Origin of the sequence: Streptomyces shaanxiensis, from assembly GCF_039537145.1 — a bacterium.
Classification (GTDB): Bacteria; Actinomycetota; Actinomycetes; order Streptomycetales; family Streptomycetaceae; genus Streptomyces; species Streptomyces shaanxiensis.
In genome coordinates, this window is the sequence record NZ_BAAAZY010000010.1 from 522,402 (window position 1) to 537,030 (window position 14,629).

Genomic DNA, 14,629 nt, shown 5'->3' on the forward strand with positions numbered 1-14,629 from the left:
CCGCGTGCCGTGGTTGGAATCAGGGTCGTGACGCACGGGGTGGCTCGGCAAGGCGGCTTCCGTCAGGCGGAAGCTCTCCAGCGAATCGGCTGGTCAGGGCATTGCTCAGCTAGGGGGCGAGCCGCACACGGATGCCCAGCGTCGTGTCCCCTCCCCGGCGCAGCCGACTGTTGAGGACCATGAGGCGGCCGAGGATGCCGTACTTGCGGGCGACGAGTGAGCGGTAGCGGGCGCTGGTCGCCGCGTCGGTGATCTCGGCGGTGGCCGGGACCTGGTCGCCCGTGGGATTGCCGCGCAGGTCGCAGGGGCCGACGAGGATGTCGCCTCGGGCCCGGATCCGCTTGACCTTCCAGGAGTCGGCGGGGGTCTGCACGCCGAGCGTGTCTCCGTCGCGTACCACCCACACCGGGGTGGCGACCGGGGTGCCGTTCTTGCGGTAGCTGGTGATCAGCATGTACTTGCCGGCGCCGAGCTGCTTCAGCAGCTTGTCGTCCATGTTGCGTTTGTGCTCCTTGCCATAGGGTTCGAGGTCGTTGGCCACGTGGGCGGCGGCGCGCGTGAGATCGCCAGGTGGAATTGCGTACCGCCGCCGGGAGTTGGGGCGGTTCAGCTCAGCGGGACGTCGAGGACGGCCTTGCGGTGGCTGAACGTCTCGATGGAGTAGCGGCCGTGGTAGTTGCCCATGCCGCTCTCGCCGACGCCGCCGAAGGGAAGCGTCGGCACGGCGAGGTGGCGCATCGGCAGGCCGAAGTTGAGGCCGCCCGAGGAGGTCTCGGCGGCGAGGCGGCGCTTGGTGGTGTCGTTCTCGGTGAAGGCGTACAGGGCGAGGGGCTTGTCGCGGTCGTTGATGAACGCGATGGCCTCGTCGAGGTCCGCCACGGTCAGGATCGGCAGGATGGGGCCGAAGATCTCCTCCTGCATCACGGGCTCGTCAGGCCGGACATCGGCCAGCACGGTCGGCGCGATGTACGTGTCCGCGCGGTCGGTCTGCCCTCCGGTGACCGTACGGCCGGAGCCCAGCAGCGCGGACAGCCGGTCGAAGTGCCGCTCGTTGATGATGCGTCCGTAGGCGTCGGAGGTCTGCGAGTCGTCGCCGAACAGTGCCTTGATCGCGACGGCCAGGGCGGCCTGCAGTTCGGCCGCGGTATCGGGGTCGGTCAGGACGTAGTCGGGGGCGACACAGGTCTGACCGGCGTTGGCGAACTTCGTCCCCGCCAGACGCTGGGCGACCGTGGCGATGTCGGCGTCCCGGTCCACGAACACCGGTGACTTGCCGCCGAGTTCGAGGACGACGGGGGTGAGGTTCTTGGCGGCGGCGGTCATCACGATGCGGCCGACCGTGCCGTTGCCGGTGTAGAAGATGTGGTCGAAGCGCTGCTCCAGCAGCACGCCTGTCTCCGGCGCGCCGCCCTCGACGACCGCGGTCGCGTCGGTGTCGAGATACGCGGGCAGTAGTTCGGCCAGGAGTGCCGAGGTGTGGGCGGCGTATTCGGCGGGCTTGATGACGACCGCGTTCCCGGCGGCGAGTGCGCCCGCGACGGGCACGAGCAGCAGATTGACCGGATAGTTCCACGCCGAGATGACCAGGGCGACACCCAGGGGGTCGAACTGGGTGCGGGCGGTGCTGCCGGGGAGTCCGGGCACCGTCACGGGGGCGGGCTGCGGGGCGGTCCACTCCTCCAGGTGCTCCAGGTAGTCGTCGATCTCGACGATCGTGAGGTCGATCTCCATGGCGTCGGCCTCGGCGCGGTTCTTGCGCAGGTCGGCGTGGAGGGCGTCGGCTATCGCCGCGCGGTTGTCGGTGAGCAGGTCGCGCAGGCGGGTCAGCTGCTGCCGGCGCCAGGCCAGGGGCTTGGTGCGGCCGGTGCGGAAGGTGGCGCGCAGCCGCTCCACCAGCGCGGTGGCGTCGGCGGAGGTGAAGCTGTCGTCGAGGGTGAAGGCTGCCTTGGCGTCAGTCACAGTCGTGTCCTGTTCGGTTGGGCGGGAAGCTGCTCGGCATCCGGGGGTGGCGCGGCCGTGCCGGTGGTGCTCGGTCAGGCAGTGACGGCCGTGCGGGCGGGCGTGGTCTCGCTGTCGTCCGAGGGGGCGGGTGTGGTCTCGCCGTCGCCCGACGGGGCGGGCGTTGCGAGGGCCGGCGAGGGGGACCTGCGGCGGATCGCCAGGCCGACCATGGCCACGCCGATGACCAGCACGAACGCCATGCCGGCGAGAGCGAAGCTCAGGGTGTACTGACTCTCGGCGGGCAGCGCGGGGACCCCGGCGGGCAGGTTGTCGAGCGTCTTGGAGGCGAGCAGCGAGGTGACGACCGCGCTGCCGATCGCACTGCCGGTGGAGCGGGAGATGGAGTTGATGCCGTTGGCGATGCCGGTCTGGTGGTGGGGAACGCCGGCCACGATCAGGGCGGGCATCGCGGCGTAACCGAAGCTGATGGCGACGCCGACGACCATGCCGGCCAGGATCACCGACGCCGTGGTGTCGTGGGCGAGGGTCAGCCAGGCGAACCCGACGACGCCGAAGACGGCACCGGCGGCAAGCGTGAGACGCGCGCCGATGCGGCGTACCAGCACGCCTCCGAACTGCGCGGCAACGAGCGAGACGAGGGCGGAGGGCAGCAGGTAGACGACGGAGGCGCGCAGGACGGAGGCGCCGAAGCCGTAGCCCGCGATCTCAGAGGGCGTCTGGACGAGGTAGGAGACGCCGATGAACTGCGCGAACATGGCGAATCCGACGAGCAGTCCGGCGATGTTGGTGAAGAGCACCGGGCGGTGGACGAACATCTTCATGTCGACGAGGGGGTCGCGGACCCTGCGTTCGACGAGGACCCAGAGGACCGTCGTGACGGCTGCGCCGGCGAACAGGGCGAGCGTACGGGCCGAGGTCCAGCCCCAGGTGTGACCCTGCGAGATGGGCAGCAGGATCAGCACGAGCAGCAGCGCGAGACCGGCGGCGCCGAGCCAGTCGATGCGCCCGCCCGTGCGGGTGCGGGGCGCGGGGACGGCGACCGCGACCGCGATCAGGGCGGCGACGGCGAGCGCGGCGGCCAGCCAGAAGACCAGGTGGTAGTCGGGGTCGGCACCCGTGGTCAGCAGGCCGGCGCTCACCAGCGCGAGGCCGCTGCCGAACCCGAGCGTCCCGCTGACCAGGGCCATGGCGCCGGGCAGCCGCGCGGGGGCGACCTCCTGGCGCAGGACGGACAGCGCGAGCGGGAAGATCGCGGTGGCGGCGCCCTGCATCACGCGGGCCACGATGAGCCACAGCATCGAACTCGTCGTCGCGGCGAGCACGGATCCGGCCACCATCACCACCAGCACGCCGATCAGAGTCGGCTTCGTCCCGCGCTGATCGCCGAGGCGGCCCAGCAGCGGCGTGAAGACCGCGGCCGACAGCAGCGTGGCGGTGGTGACCCAGCTGACCTGGGCCGTGGTGGCTCCGAGGTCGGTCTGGATGATGCCGAGGATCGGGATGACCAGGGTCTGCATCATCGACACGACCATGGCGGCGAGGCCGAGCACCAGGACGAGGCTGAGGCTGCCGGTGCGGCGCTCCGGAGCGGCGGCAGGGGAGGACTTCACGGTCTTCTTTCCGGTGGAGGGTTGCCCGAAGGTGGGACGCATCGATGGTCGAGGGGACAAACCATTGAGGTAGTCGATGCTTGAGGACATCAAACAATAGGAGATGGTGGATGTCAAAGTTTGAGATGCTCAAGCTTTACGCGGTACTCTCGACCCATGCCGTCCATCCCGTCCAAAGCGCAGCTCATGGAGTTGCTCGCCCATTCGGTCAGCACGCACTACGCCGACTTCACGACCGCCGCCGCCGACATGGGTCTCACCTCCAGCCAGGCGAAGACCCTCACGGTGCTGCGCCGCGCGCCGGCCTCGATGCGCTCGCTCGCGGTCACCCTCGCCTGCGACGCGTCGAACATGACCGGGATCATCGACCGGCTCGAAAAGCGCGACCTGGTCCGCCGCGAGGTCAGCGCGACCGACCGCCGCGTGAAGAACGTCGCCCTCACCGAGACGGGCGAGAAGGCGATCGACACGATCCGCGAGCGGATGGAGCAGACGCAGACCGGCCTGGACAACCTGTCCGACGAGGAGCGCGCCGAACTCTTCCGCCTGCTGACGGTCGTCTTCCCGCGCTGAAGCGCGCGCGGGTGCTGTTCCGTCGAACCATCGAGCCGGGGCGGGGTCCGGTCGATGGCCACGTCGTCCTGGCCGGCAGGGCTCCTTCAGCGTTGAGCGGTGCCGCCATCGGCCGGGGAGCCGTCGAGAACCGGTGACGCGTCGGCGTACGTCGGCGTCACCACTGCTCACCCGGCCGGCTCGACCACCGCGGAAATCACCCCGCCGGCGCGCTGATCTCCCTCTTGAGGATCTTGCCGCTCGGGCCGGTCGGCAGCGTGTCCACGAGCCACACCTCGCGCGGGTACTTGTACGCCGCCACCCGCTCCTTGACGAACTGCCGGAGCTCGTCGGGTGTGGCCTGCGCCTTCGGGCGCAGCACCACCGCGGCCGCGATCTCCTCGCCCAGATGCGCGTCGGCCACACCCACCACCGCGGCCAGCGCGACGGCCGGGTGCTCGTGGAGCACCTCCTCGATCTCGCGCGGGTAGACGTTGTAGCCGCCGCGAATGATCATGTCCTTCTTGCGGTCGACGATGTACAGGTAGCCGTCCTCGTCCTGCCGCGCGAGGTCGCCGCTGCGCAGCCAGCCGTCCGGGATGGCGGCCGCCGTCTCCTCCGGGCGGTTCCAGTACCCCTTCATCACGTTCGGCCCGCGCACGGCCAGTTCGCCGATCTCGCCGGGAGCCACGTCCTGGCCCTTGTCGTCGACGAGCCGCACCTCCACGTCCTTGATCGGGGTGCCGATGGACCCGGCCTTGCGCGGCCGGTCGGGGTGGTTGAAGGTGACCACCGGGCTCGTCTCGGACATGCCGAAGCCCTCCAGCACCACGCAGCCGAAGCGACGCTCGAAGCCGTGCAGGATCTCCACCGGCAGCGAGGCCCCGCCGGAGACGCACATGCGCAGCGTGGACACGTCGGCCTCGGACGGGTGCTGGAGCAGCGCCGCGTACATGGTCGGTACGCCCTCGAAGATCGTCGCCCGGTCGCGGGCGACGGCGTCCAGCACGGTCTGCGGGTCGAAGCGGGGGATCAGGGTGAGCGAGGCACCGGCGCGGACGGTCACGCTCATCGTGCAGATCTGGCCGAAGATGTGGAACAGCGGCAGACAGCCCACGACCACGTCCTCCGCCGTCACCCGCTGCACATGCACCGTGTTGACCTCGGTGTTGTGCCGCAGCCCGGAGTGGGTGAGCGTGGCGCCCTTGGGGCGGCCGGTGGTGCCGGACGTATACAGCAGTACGGCCACGTCCTCGCCGTCCGGCTCGCTCACCTGCGGCAGCGGCTCGTGACCGGCCAGCAGGCCCGCGAAGGCGGCGGGCTCGACGGCCATGTGCCGCACTCCGGCGGCGGCCGCGCCCTGCGCGCCCTCGCCCGGCGCCTGGTGCCACTCGAAGAGCATCCTGGCGCCCGCGTCGCGCAGATGGTACTCGGTCTCCCGGGTCTTCAGCAGCGGGTTCATCGGTACGACGACCGCTCCGGCGCGCAGCACGCCGTAGTACAGGACGACGAACTCGGGAACGTTGGGCAGCATCAGAGCGACCCGGTCTCCCGGCCGTACGCCCTCGGCCCGCAGCAGCGCGGCGGCGCGGGCGCTGCGCTCGTCGAGCTCCGCGTAGCTGGTGACCTGGCCTCCCAGTCGCAATGCGGGGCGTTCCGGCTGCCGCCGTGCCGTCTCCACCAGGAACTCCGCCAGATTGGCCATGACCGCCTCCACGAAAGTCGCCGTCGAAATCCGCTGTTCACGCTGACGACATCGTGCAGATGTCCTTGGCGACGGCCTATGTGCGGTACGACAGCGTCTGCCCTCCCGGATTGTTCCCGAGAACAAAACAGGGGCATTACGCTGCGGGAATGAACCTCTCAGGGGTGGTCTCGGCGCTGCACGCGAGGCTGCCGGAACTGGGCGAGCGGATGGCGCAGCGCATCCGCTCGGACGTCGACGCCTACAAGGACGAGGCGCTGATCCCCTTCGACTCGCTGCGCCGCTCGTGCACCGCCAACGCGGACCTGCTCCTGGACCAGCTCGGCCGCGCGGGCGCACAGGACCCGAGCCCGGCCCGGGAGACCGGCCGCATCCGCGCCGAGCAGGGCGTGCCGCTTGCGGACACCCTGCACGCGTACCGGATCGGCTTCGAGCTCCTGTGGACGGACATCCTCGCCGAAGCACGCAACCGTCCCGAGGTGACCGACGCCCAACTGGTGTCCCAGTCCGCGGAGATCTGGGCCCTGTTCGGCCGCTACGCGGAGGCGGTGGCGGCGGCCTACCGGGAGACCACCGCCGAACTGACCTCGCGGCGTCAGGCACGCCGCTCGGCACTGGTGGAGGCACTGTTCACCGGCGTCATCGCCGACCGCACCCTGTGGGAGGCCGCCCGCGAGCTGGGGCTGCCCGACCGCGGGCCCTACGTGGTCGCCGTGGCGGCGGCCGACGCGCCCGGCGAGGAGCCAATGGCGGGGACGGATGCGGCACTGCGGCAGGCCCAGGTCCACTTCGCCTGGCGGCTGCTGCCCGACCAGCAGATCGGCCTGGCCGCCCTGCCCACGGCGACGGCGGAGAGCACCTGCCTGCGCGTCCTGCGCCGGGCGGGCGCCCGCGTAGGTGTCAGCCCGTGCTTCCACTCGCTGCGGGACACCCCCCAGGCTCTGCGCTTCGCCCGCCTGGCTCTGGCCGGCCTCCAGGGCACCGGCCCCGGCGTCGCGCGGTTCGACGACAACCCGCTGGCCATGGTCGTCGCCGCCGCACCGGCCGAGGCGGCGCACCTCGTCGAGGTGGTCCTCCAGCCCCTGCTCGACCTCCCGGCAGCGGAGCGGTCCCGTCTCCTGGAAACCCTGGAGCAGTGGTACGCCGCCGCAGGCTCCGCCACGGACGCGGCACGGAACCTCTTCGTCCACCCCAACACCGTCCGCTACCGGCTGCGCCGCGTCGAGGAGCTGGCGGGCCGCTCCCTGTCCGATCCGCGAGCGGTGGCGGACATCGGCGCGGCGCTCCTGGCGGTGCGGCGGGCGGGCGCGTCAGTCAGTGACGTCATTCAGTGACTCGACTGCGTGCGTCTGCCGGCGTCCTCGCTCCGGTCGCCCCTTGGGGTTCGGCATGTACCAGCTCTTCGAGAGTGGCCCGAGCACGGTGGCCCAGCCCGATTCCGTATCCCGCAGGGCTCGCCGGGCACCCTCCGGACGACGTGTCCATTGACTGCTCGACCTCGGGGGCTGGACTCGCGTACCTGCGACACGCAAGGGGTAAGTGCCTCGTGTGGGTGAACGGGGGCGTGGACTGGAGGCGGCTCGGGTCGCCGAGATACTGGTCGAGTGTTCGGGCGGTGCCTCAGGCCGGCGCGGTTCCGGCTACCGGGTCGGCCCGGTCTGTGTTCTGACGGCTGCTCACGTCCTGGCCGGCGAGGTCACGTCGGTCCGGGTTCGCTTCGACGCCGACCGACCGGGGGAATGGAGCACCGCCTGCCGGGTGGTCCTGTTGGACGAGTCCGCCGATGTCGCCCTGCTGGAGCTCATGGACGTGCCGCCCGACCGCGGCTCGGCCCCGCCGCCCCCCTACGCTGCCGTGCCGGACACCGATGTCGTTCTGCCCTTCAGCGCTGTCGGCTTCCCGCGCTTCAAGCTTCGCAAGGACGACATGCGCCTCGTCGACGACGGTTCCCCCCGCCAGTACCGCGACTCCTGCCACGTCTCCGGCACTCTCTCGGTCCTGTCCAACCGCCGCGAGGGGACCCTTGAACTGGCCGTCGTCGCACCGCCCGCCGACGTCGAACCCGGGCGGTCGCCCTGGGAGGGCATGTCGGGTGCCGTCGTATGGAGCGGGGGCGCCGTCATCGGCATGGTGAGCGTTCACCACCGTGCGGATGGCCTGGGAACGCTCGCGGCACGCCGTGTGGAACGCTGGTACGACACCCTGTCCCCCGCCGACCTGGAGCAGTTCCGCCGACGCGCGGGCCTGCCACCACGGGCTGGGCTCCCTCTCGCTGTCGACCGGGCCGGCCGGCGGAAGAGCGGCATGTCTTCCGACGTCGGCGATGACGCTTCGGCTCCTCGACCTGTGCCCTTCTCCGGCCTGCCCACCGATCCCGCGCTGCACGAGATCGCGGACCTGGTGGATGCGTTGACGGCGCTTGAGAGTCTGCGCAGCGGCAGCGGCCTCTCGCTCGTCCTCGACCTCATCAGTGACCGCATCGCCGCCAACAGCCCTCGTGACCCCAGGCTCCGGATGGACCTCTACGGGATCGTCCGCACCTGTCTGCGCTATCCGGGGACGCTGGAGGAGTTCCTGCAGGCGGTGCGTGTGGTGGAGGGGGAAACGGTGGACATGGAGCGGGTCGACCAGGTGGCGGCACGGCTCGCCATGCGCCACGGATGATTCGATCTCCCCCGGCGAAGTGGATATAAGCTTTCGCCCAATGCCTCGCTGGTCCATCATGGTTGAGGCACCGGCAGCGCCAACGCTTGCGCACTGGAGGGGGACTTGGCAGCAGTGGAACCAATGATGCCTGCCGTCGAGTCCGGTCTCGTGGATCTTTCGGGGGTGTCTCTTGAAGCGCTGCGCTCCATGGACGGCGGGGTCTTCACCGAGTCGCTGGAGCAGTTGCTGCGCCACATCGACGGCCCCCAGGCCATCACGTTGTCGTACAACCCCTCCCGCTTCGACTGAACCGACCGGAGGGAACGGCACGGTGCTGTGGGGGACCCGTGGCCGGTGAAGCCACCCTGCCGGGGAGCGATCTGTCGTTTCACCGCCTGACCCCGGCCGACGTCGGTGCGCTCGTCCGCGGTGAGGGCGACGACGCGGTGGTGGAGGAACTGCTCAGCGCGGAGCGCAGCCGACGGCTCCTGCTGCTACGGGCGCTGGACAGCGGCTTGGCCCGGAGCGCCCTGCCCCGGCAGGAGAACCCTTCGGCACCGTACACCGAGGCCTGGGCCCTGCTGGAGCGAGCCCAGCGGCATGCGCCGAAGGCCTTCGAGGATGTCCTGATGTCCCCGAACACCGGTATGTGGGTATCCCTGGCGGTACGTCGTCTCAGGGGCCGGTCGTACGAGGACGCGCCGCTGTGGGTGGTCGCCGGGCATCTCGCGGCGCTCGCCGCGGCAGCCGCTGCCCGGGGGGGTCTCGACTTCTCGATCACCATCCCGGTGCGGCAGGGGAAGGCGTTGCTGCCGACGCTGGGATGCGCCGTGCTCCCGGCGACAGAACCGTGGAGCACGGCCCGGATCGTGGGATGCGAGGGTCGGCTGCGCATCACGGGGTCGGGCAGCGAGGTCGAGGTCGATCCGGAATGGGACCGGCCGGGTACGGGCTGGTTGCCGGTGCGCAGGGTGATCCTGGGGGCCCCGGCGGCTCCGAAGCCATTGGTCCTCGAAGAGCTCGATCCCTATCGCACGTTTCCCCACCCGAGCGAGGCCAGTCTGCTGTCGCACGCGGAGGCCGAGGGCTGGGAGTCGCTTCTGTCCGGCGCGTGGGACATGCTGCTGCGCGACGAACCGGTCAGTGCCCGGGCCATGCACAGGGGACTGATGTCGGTGACGCCCACGCCGGCGAGAGAGAGGTTCCGCCCCCACAGCAGCACCGCCGGAGACGCCTTCGGCGCCGTCACGGTGTCGCGCCCGGACGACGTCGCCCAGCTCGCCGCGACCCTGGTCCACGAGTTCCAGCACACCAAGCTGGGCGGCCTGATGCACCTGGAACCGCTGAGCGTGCCACCGGCCCCGGGAGGGCGGGAAGAGCTGTTCTACGCTCCGTGGCGCGACGACCCTCGACCGCTCGGCGGCCTGCTCCAGGGCATCTACGCCTTCTTCGGGGTGACCCGGTTCTGGCGCGCCCACCGGCATGTCGCCGACCCTGCCTACGCACCGTTGGCGCACTTCGAGTTCGCGCTGTGGCGCACTCAGGTGTGGTCCACGCTGAACCTGGTCCGTGGGCATGAGCGGTTGACGCCGTTGGGACGGCGGGTCCTGGAGGGTCTGGCCGAGCGGCTTGCGGAATGGATGGCCGACGAGGTCCCGGCGGTGCAACTGGACCTGGCCGAGGAGGTCGCCGACGATCACCGGGCCCGTTGGCGTGCCTACCATCTGCGGCCGTCCGCGGCGGCCGTCGAAGAAGCCGTGCGAGCCTGGCGGCGCGGCGACGCGCTCCCCCCGCCCGCCCTGGCAGCCGAGCCCAACCTCGCCCCGGACACCGAGATCCGTTTCCTGGACAGCGCCGCCGTTCTGGCCCGGCACCGCCTCAGCGACCCCGACGGGAGCTGGCGGCACACCGCCGCCCGGTACGAGGCGGACGCCGGCGGCGTCGACGGCGCCGGCGCGGCCGACGTCCTCCTGGCCTGCGGCGACCGCGAAGCCGCCCGAACCGCCTTCGAACGGCTGCTCGCCGAGGGTGCTCCGGCTGCAGCCTGGGTGGGCCTGGGGCGGGCCTTGTTCGAGGACGCGACGCAACAGACCGCATCCCGGCTACTGCTCGAATTCCCGGAGCGGGCCCGGGCCGTGCAGAACGCCCTGCAAGCAGAGACGGGACAGCCGGCGGACCCGGTACGCCTTGCCGCATGGCTGGGGAGTACCACCGGCAAGGCGTAGCAGCTTCCCGCAGGTCACAGGGGCAGCGGACAAATATCGCAGTTGGCCCGCTGACCGTTCCTGAACCGCAGGGTCGCCGGATGCGGAGTGTCCGAGCGGGCCCGCATCAGGGGCGCGTCCAGCACACGTTCCATGCGCTCCAGCGTGTCCGCGCGCAGTGCGGCGCCCTCCTCCTCCGCGCCGTCGGCGACGAGGTCCATCGAGAGGTTGCCGGCACACGCCAACGAGGTCGGATGGTCCTCTCCGAACGCGGCACGGCACAGTGCCAGCGTCTCCTCGCCCCGGCGCCGCGCCTCGTCGTGCCGACCGAGGGCCGCCATGTCGCTCGCCAGGTTGACGGCGCAGATGGCCGTGAGGGGATGGTGCGCGCCGAGCCGGTCGGCGAGGCAGCCGAGCGCCGCATCGTCCAGGGATCGTGCTTCCTCGGGCATGCCCAGCAGGCGCAGCGTCACGGCGAGGTCGACGTCGGCGGCCAGGACATGCGGGTGTTGCGCGTCGTAGACCCGCCGGTACCCTTCGCAGGCCTTGACGCCCTGGTCCCGGGCCGCCTGCAGATCACCGTTCTGGCGCAGCGCGACCGACAGTGTGAGGACGGCGGCCAGCGACTGGGGGTGGGTCTCGCCGTAGCGGCGGACGGTCTCGGCGTGCGCCTCGATGGCCAGCTCCAGCGAACGCGCGTGATCGCCCGCCTTGGCGCAGGACTCGCTGAGCTGACGCATCACCTCGATCGTGAAGGGGTTCTCCGGTCCGAAAACGTTCCGGTAGGAGTCCAGTACGGAGTCCTGCGGAGCGCGGGCACCGACGTAGTCGCCCGTCTCGCGCATGTCGATGGCGACGTTGTGCTGTGTGTGCAGGGTGCGTCGGTCGTCCCGGCCGAACAGCCGCACTTTCAGTGCCAGGGTGCGCTGGTCCAGCTCCAGGGCCTGCCGGAAGTCACCGACCAGACGCAGGCTCACCCCGAGGTTGTGGGTGATGTTGAGCGTGGTCGGGTCGTCCTCGCCGAACGCCGTGCGGGCCCGCTCGTACGCGATTCTGTCCAGCTCCGCGCCGATGGCGAACCTGCCCTCCACACGGCGTACCGCGGCTTCGAGCTGAAGAGCATCGAGCGCGTCCTCGCGGGTGTCCTCGCCCTCCGCGGGAGCCGTGCGCTCGTACACCTCCCGCAGGTGGCTCACCAGCCGAGCAGCGTCGTCGAACCGGCCCACGGCCCAGTACGTGAAGCACAACCACTGCCCCATCAGCAGCGTCTGCTGGTCCTCCTCGCCGAAGATGGTCAGCCAGGCCTCCCGAGCGGCCTCGGAGAAGTCGACGGACACATCCTGGTCGCCCCACCAGAAGAGGTACTCGGCGACGTTCCTGACCAGTTGGCGCACCCAGGGCTGGTCGGACTTGATCGCCTCCGAGGCGATGGCATGGCTGTACAACTCGGCGTACCGGGGCCAACTGGCCGGGTCTCCAGGGGACTTCGGGTCTGCTGCGGCGAGCAGGGTGTGGGCTCCCTCACGCATTCGCTGCTGCTCCTCGGGGGTCATGCGGTTGTTCAGGACGAGCTGTACCAGGCGGTGCATCTCGATGGAGTTCGTACGGTGGTCGATACGGGCGAGAGAGTAGCGGTTGACCTCCCTGATCGCGCGCGCAAGTTTCATCGGGTCGTTCAGCGCCGCGTCCAGTTCGGGGTAGATGCTGCTGTTGCCGAGGCCGGAGAAGACGGACCGGGAGATCGGGTCCGGGGCGAAGTAGGAGCACAGCTGCAGCAGCCGCAGTGCGGCCGGGCTGCGGGTCTCCAGGTGGTCGAGCGAGACGTTCCAGGCGGCGGCCACGGGCAGTTGGTAGTCCGGTGGCGGGGACACCTCGAGCAGTTCCATGCGCTTGTTCTCGAACAGACGCAGGTACTCGGAGGTGGGCATCCCGGTTTCCGCCCGCCACGCGGCGGCCTGTTCCAGGGCCAGCGGCAGATCCCCCAGGGCCTCGGCCAGCGCGTCCGCCTCGTGGTCCTCCATCGTGGGCCCGGAGCGGCCCAGCAGTTCCTTGCTCTCCTCGCGGGAGAACACGTCGACTTCCAAGGACCTGCCGACCTGCCCCCAGCGACGGTTGCGTGAGGTGACGAGGATGTGCCCGTCGCCGCCCTGCGGGAAATAGTGGCGCACCTGCTCCGGGCTGTCGGCGTTGTCGAAGATGAGCAGCCAGCGCGCGTACGGCCGGCCCTCGCGCAGGGCCTCCCGGACCGCCGGACCGGCGATATTGGCCTCGGTGGACGTCACCAGGCCCAGCCTCTGGGCCAGTTCCACCAAGGCCTGGCCGATCTGCCCGGGCCGCTCGGCGGGGATCCACCACACGACGTCGTACTCCGACTGGTGGCGGTATGCGTACTCGATGGCGAGCTGCGTCTTGCCGACGCCTCCCATCCCGTGGATCGCCTCCGGCAGGACCGTGGTCGTGCCCTCTCGCAGCCGCCGGTCGAGCAGGTCCAGCAGAGCATCGCGGCCGGTGAAGTTCGGGTTGCGGGGCGGCAGGTTCCCCCAGACACGCGGCTGTGTCGTGCGGTCCGAGTCGGCGGTCCGCCGGGGTGGTGTCGACATCGGAGAGGCTCCTTCGAAAGTGGTCCGGGTTTCATGCGCGGCATCGGATTCGATCGCCGCCGGAGCCGAACCCGACGGCTCCGTTCCCTTCGAAGTACGCGGTGCTTTCTCCAGGCTCACTGCGTAGCGCCGATCGTGCCGGCTCAGCAACTTGGCCAACCTGGCGGCACGTTGGCCGTAGCGACCCGACAAGGCCTGCAGCGCGGTCAGTTCCACCCGAAGGAACGTGATGTTCGCGCTGTGGATATGGGGCATCACCAGGGCGTCGAGCGGTTCTGCGGGAGGCGGCAGCAGCGAACGGGTCGTCGGGTCCGTGTCCAGCAACTCGCGTACGTCGCGGAGCACTCTGGCGGTCGTGCTGCGGCGGCCCAGCGCCAGCAGTTCACCGCGGGTGTCGGGGGCGAAGGTGAAGACCAGGTCCGTGGGGCCGTCGCCGAGCACCCTGGTGGGACCTACCAGTCCGCTCATCAGCAGTTCGGAGACGTGCACCGGGCCCGCGTCCGGAACCGCCCCCATGACCTTGCGGATGGCGGGCAGGCTCAGTGGAGCGGCGGCCAGCCGGGTGGCGAGCGCGAAGGCGGTGGGGCTGGCGGCGGACCGGAAGTCGGACACCCGCTCCGCCGCGGACACCGTGCCGCGCGGGTCCGGCACCTCCCCTGCCCAGGGGAGGGCGCGTGCCGCGTCGGGCCTGCGCTTCCACTCCCGGGCCTCGATGACGGACAGGTCGAGCCATTCCGGCTCCGGTCCGGACACCAGCCGGGCCAGGGCCTCGGCCCAGGGGTTGGTGAGGGCGAGGACGGGGACGACGACGGCGCCGCCGTCCGACGCGGTGCCGGTGTCGCCGTTGTCGCCCCACCCGGTCGGGGCGGCGCGTTCCTCCCACTCCCAGACGCTGTTGGCGGCCCAGACGCGGGGTGCCCGGATGCGTACCCGGTAGACGTCCAGACCTGTGTGGAACCACAGGTGTTGTGGAAGCAGGTGCACCATGGCGACGGGACACGCACGTGCCCAGGTGCGCAGCGAGGGCTGCACGACCCCGAGTCGCCAGCCGGCCGCGAGCCCGTCCGTCACGACCATCACGACCCGGCGCCCATCCGCGGTCAGGTCACCGAGCGGCTCGTGGACGCTCACCTGGACCGGGTCGGTCTCGTCGGTCCCCAGCAGCTGTACCACCCGCACCCGAGCGAACCCGTTCGCCTGCCGGAACGCCTCGACCAGTTCCCGGACTACGCCCTCCCACACCTTCATCGTCGGATGCGTGTCGATGACGAGGACGGCTTCCGCGGGTTCCGGTCCGTCCGGGAGCCCCAGTCGACTCAGGACATGAAAGGCCTCGCTGCGCATGTGCGC

General features: G+C 70.7%; 10 protein-coding genes. 5 read left to right on the plus strand and 5 right to left on the minus strand.

Features of this window, described 5'->3' with window-relative positions; all coding sequences use genetic code 11:
- Nucleotides 1-109: 109 nt before the first annotated feature.
- The 3 genes from ABD932_RS16380 to ABD932_RS16390 form a co-directional block, all read right to left on the minus strand.
- Complete coding sequence (locus tag ABD932_RS16380) at nucleotides 110-496, minus strand: PPOX class F420-dependent oxidoreductase (protein WP_345013233.1); 387 nt, start codon at nucleotides 494-496, stop codon at nucleotides 110-112.
- A 110-nt stretch (nucleotides 497-606) separates the two neighbouring features.
- Nucleotides 607-1,959 carry an aldehyde dehydrogenase family protein gene (locus ABD932_RS16385; protein WP_345013235.1) on the minus strand — a complete coding sequence of 451 codons (1,353 nt, stop codon included), beginning with the start codon at nucleotides 1,957-1,959 and terminating at the stop codon, nucleotides 607-609.
- 74 nt (nucleotides 1,960-2,033) lie between these two features.
- Entirely contained in the window at nucleotides 2,034-3,614 is a 1,581-nt protein-coding gene (locus ABD932_RS16390) for an MFS transporter (RefSeq protein WP_345013237.1), read from the minus strand.
- A 114-nt stretch (nucleotides 3,615-3,728) separates the two neighbouring features.
- Between ABD932_RS16390 and ABD932_RS16395 the strand changes: the two genes are divergently transcribed.
- Nucleotides 3,729-4,145 (plus strand): MarR family winged helix-turn-helix transcriptional regulator, encoded by a 417-nt coding sequence (locus ABD932_RS16395; RefSeq protein WP_345013239.1) that lies wholly within the window; start codon nucleotides 3,729-3,731, stop codon nucleotides 4,143-4,145.
- Nucleotides 4,146-4,341: 196 nt separating this feature from the next.
- Here ABD932_RS16395 and ABD932_RS16400 read toward each other — a convergent pair whose 3' ends face one another.
- Nucleotides 4,342-5,829, minus strand: a complete 1,488-nt coding sequence (locus ABD932_RS16400; protein ID WP_345013241.1) for a long-chain-fatty-acid--CoA ligase — start codon at nucleotides 5,827-5,829, stop codon at nucleotides 4,342-4,344.
- Between the two features lie 164 nt (nucleotides 5,830-5,993).
- Between ABD932_RS16400 and ABD932_RS16405 the strand changes: the two genes are divergently transcribed.
- From ABD932_RS16405 to ABD932_RS16420, 4 genes are all read left to right on the plus strand, one after another.
- A complete protein-coding gene (locus tag ABD932_RS16405) occupies nucleotides 5,994-7,163 on the plus strand; it encodes a PucR family transcriptional regulator (protein ID WP_425587484.1) in 1,170 nt (389 codons plus the stop codon).
- A 214-nt stretch (nucleotides 7,164-7,377) separates the two neighbouring features.
- Complete coding sequence (locus ABD932_RS16410) at nucleotides 7,378-8,493, plus strand: effector-associated domain 2-containing protein (RefSeq protein WP_345013245.1); 1,116 nt, start codon at nucleotides 7,378-7,380, stop codon at nucleotides 8,491-8,493.
- Nucleotides 8,494-8,658: 165 nt separating this feature from the next.
- Nucleotides 8,659-8,784 carry a hypothetical protein gene (locus tag ABD932_RS16415; RefSeq protein ID WP_345013247.1) on the plus strand — a complete coding sequence of 42 codons (126 nt, stop codon included), beginning with the start codon at nucleotides 8,659-8,661 and terminating at the stop codon, nucleotides 8,782-8,784.
- A gap of 38 nt (nucleotides 8,785-8,822) precedes the next feature.
- Nucleotides 8,823-10,700 (plus strand): HEXXH motif domain-containing protein, encoded by a 1,878-nt coding sequence (locus ABD932_RS16420; RefSeq protein WP_345013249.1) that lies wholly within the window; start codon nucleotides 8,823-8,825, stop codon nucleotides 10,698-10,700.
- A gap of 14 nt (nucleotides 10,701-10,714) precedes the next feature.
- Here ABD932_RS16420 and fxsT read toward each other — a convergent pair whose 3' ends face one another.
- Nucleotides 10,715-14,623: an FxSxx-COOH system tetratricopeptide repeat protein gene (gene fxsT / locus ABD932_RS16425; protein WP_345013251.1), complete on the minus strand. Its 3,909-nt coding sequence runs from the start codon at nucleotides 14,621-14,623 to the stop codon at nucleotides 10,715-10,717.
- Nucleotides 14,624-14,629 lie beyond the last annotated feature (6 nt).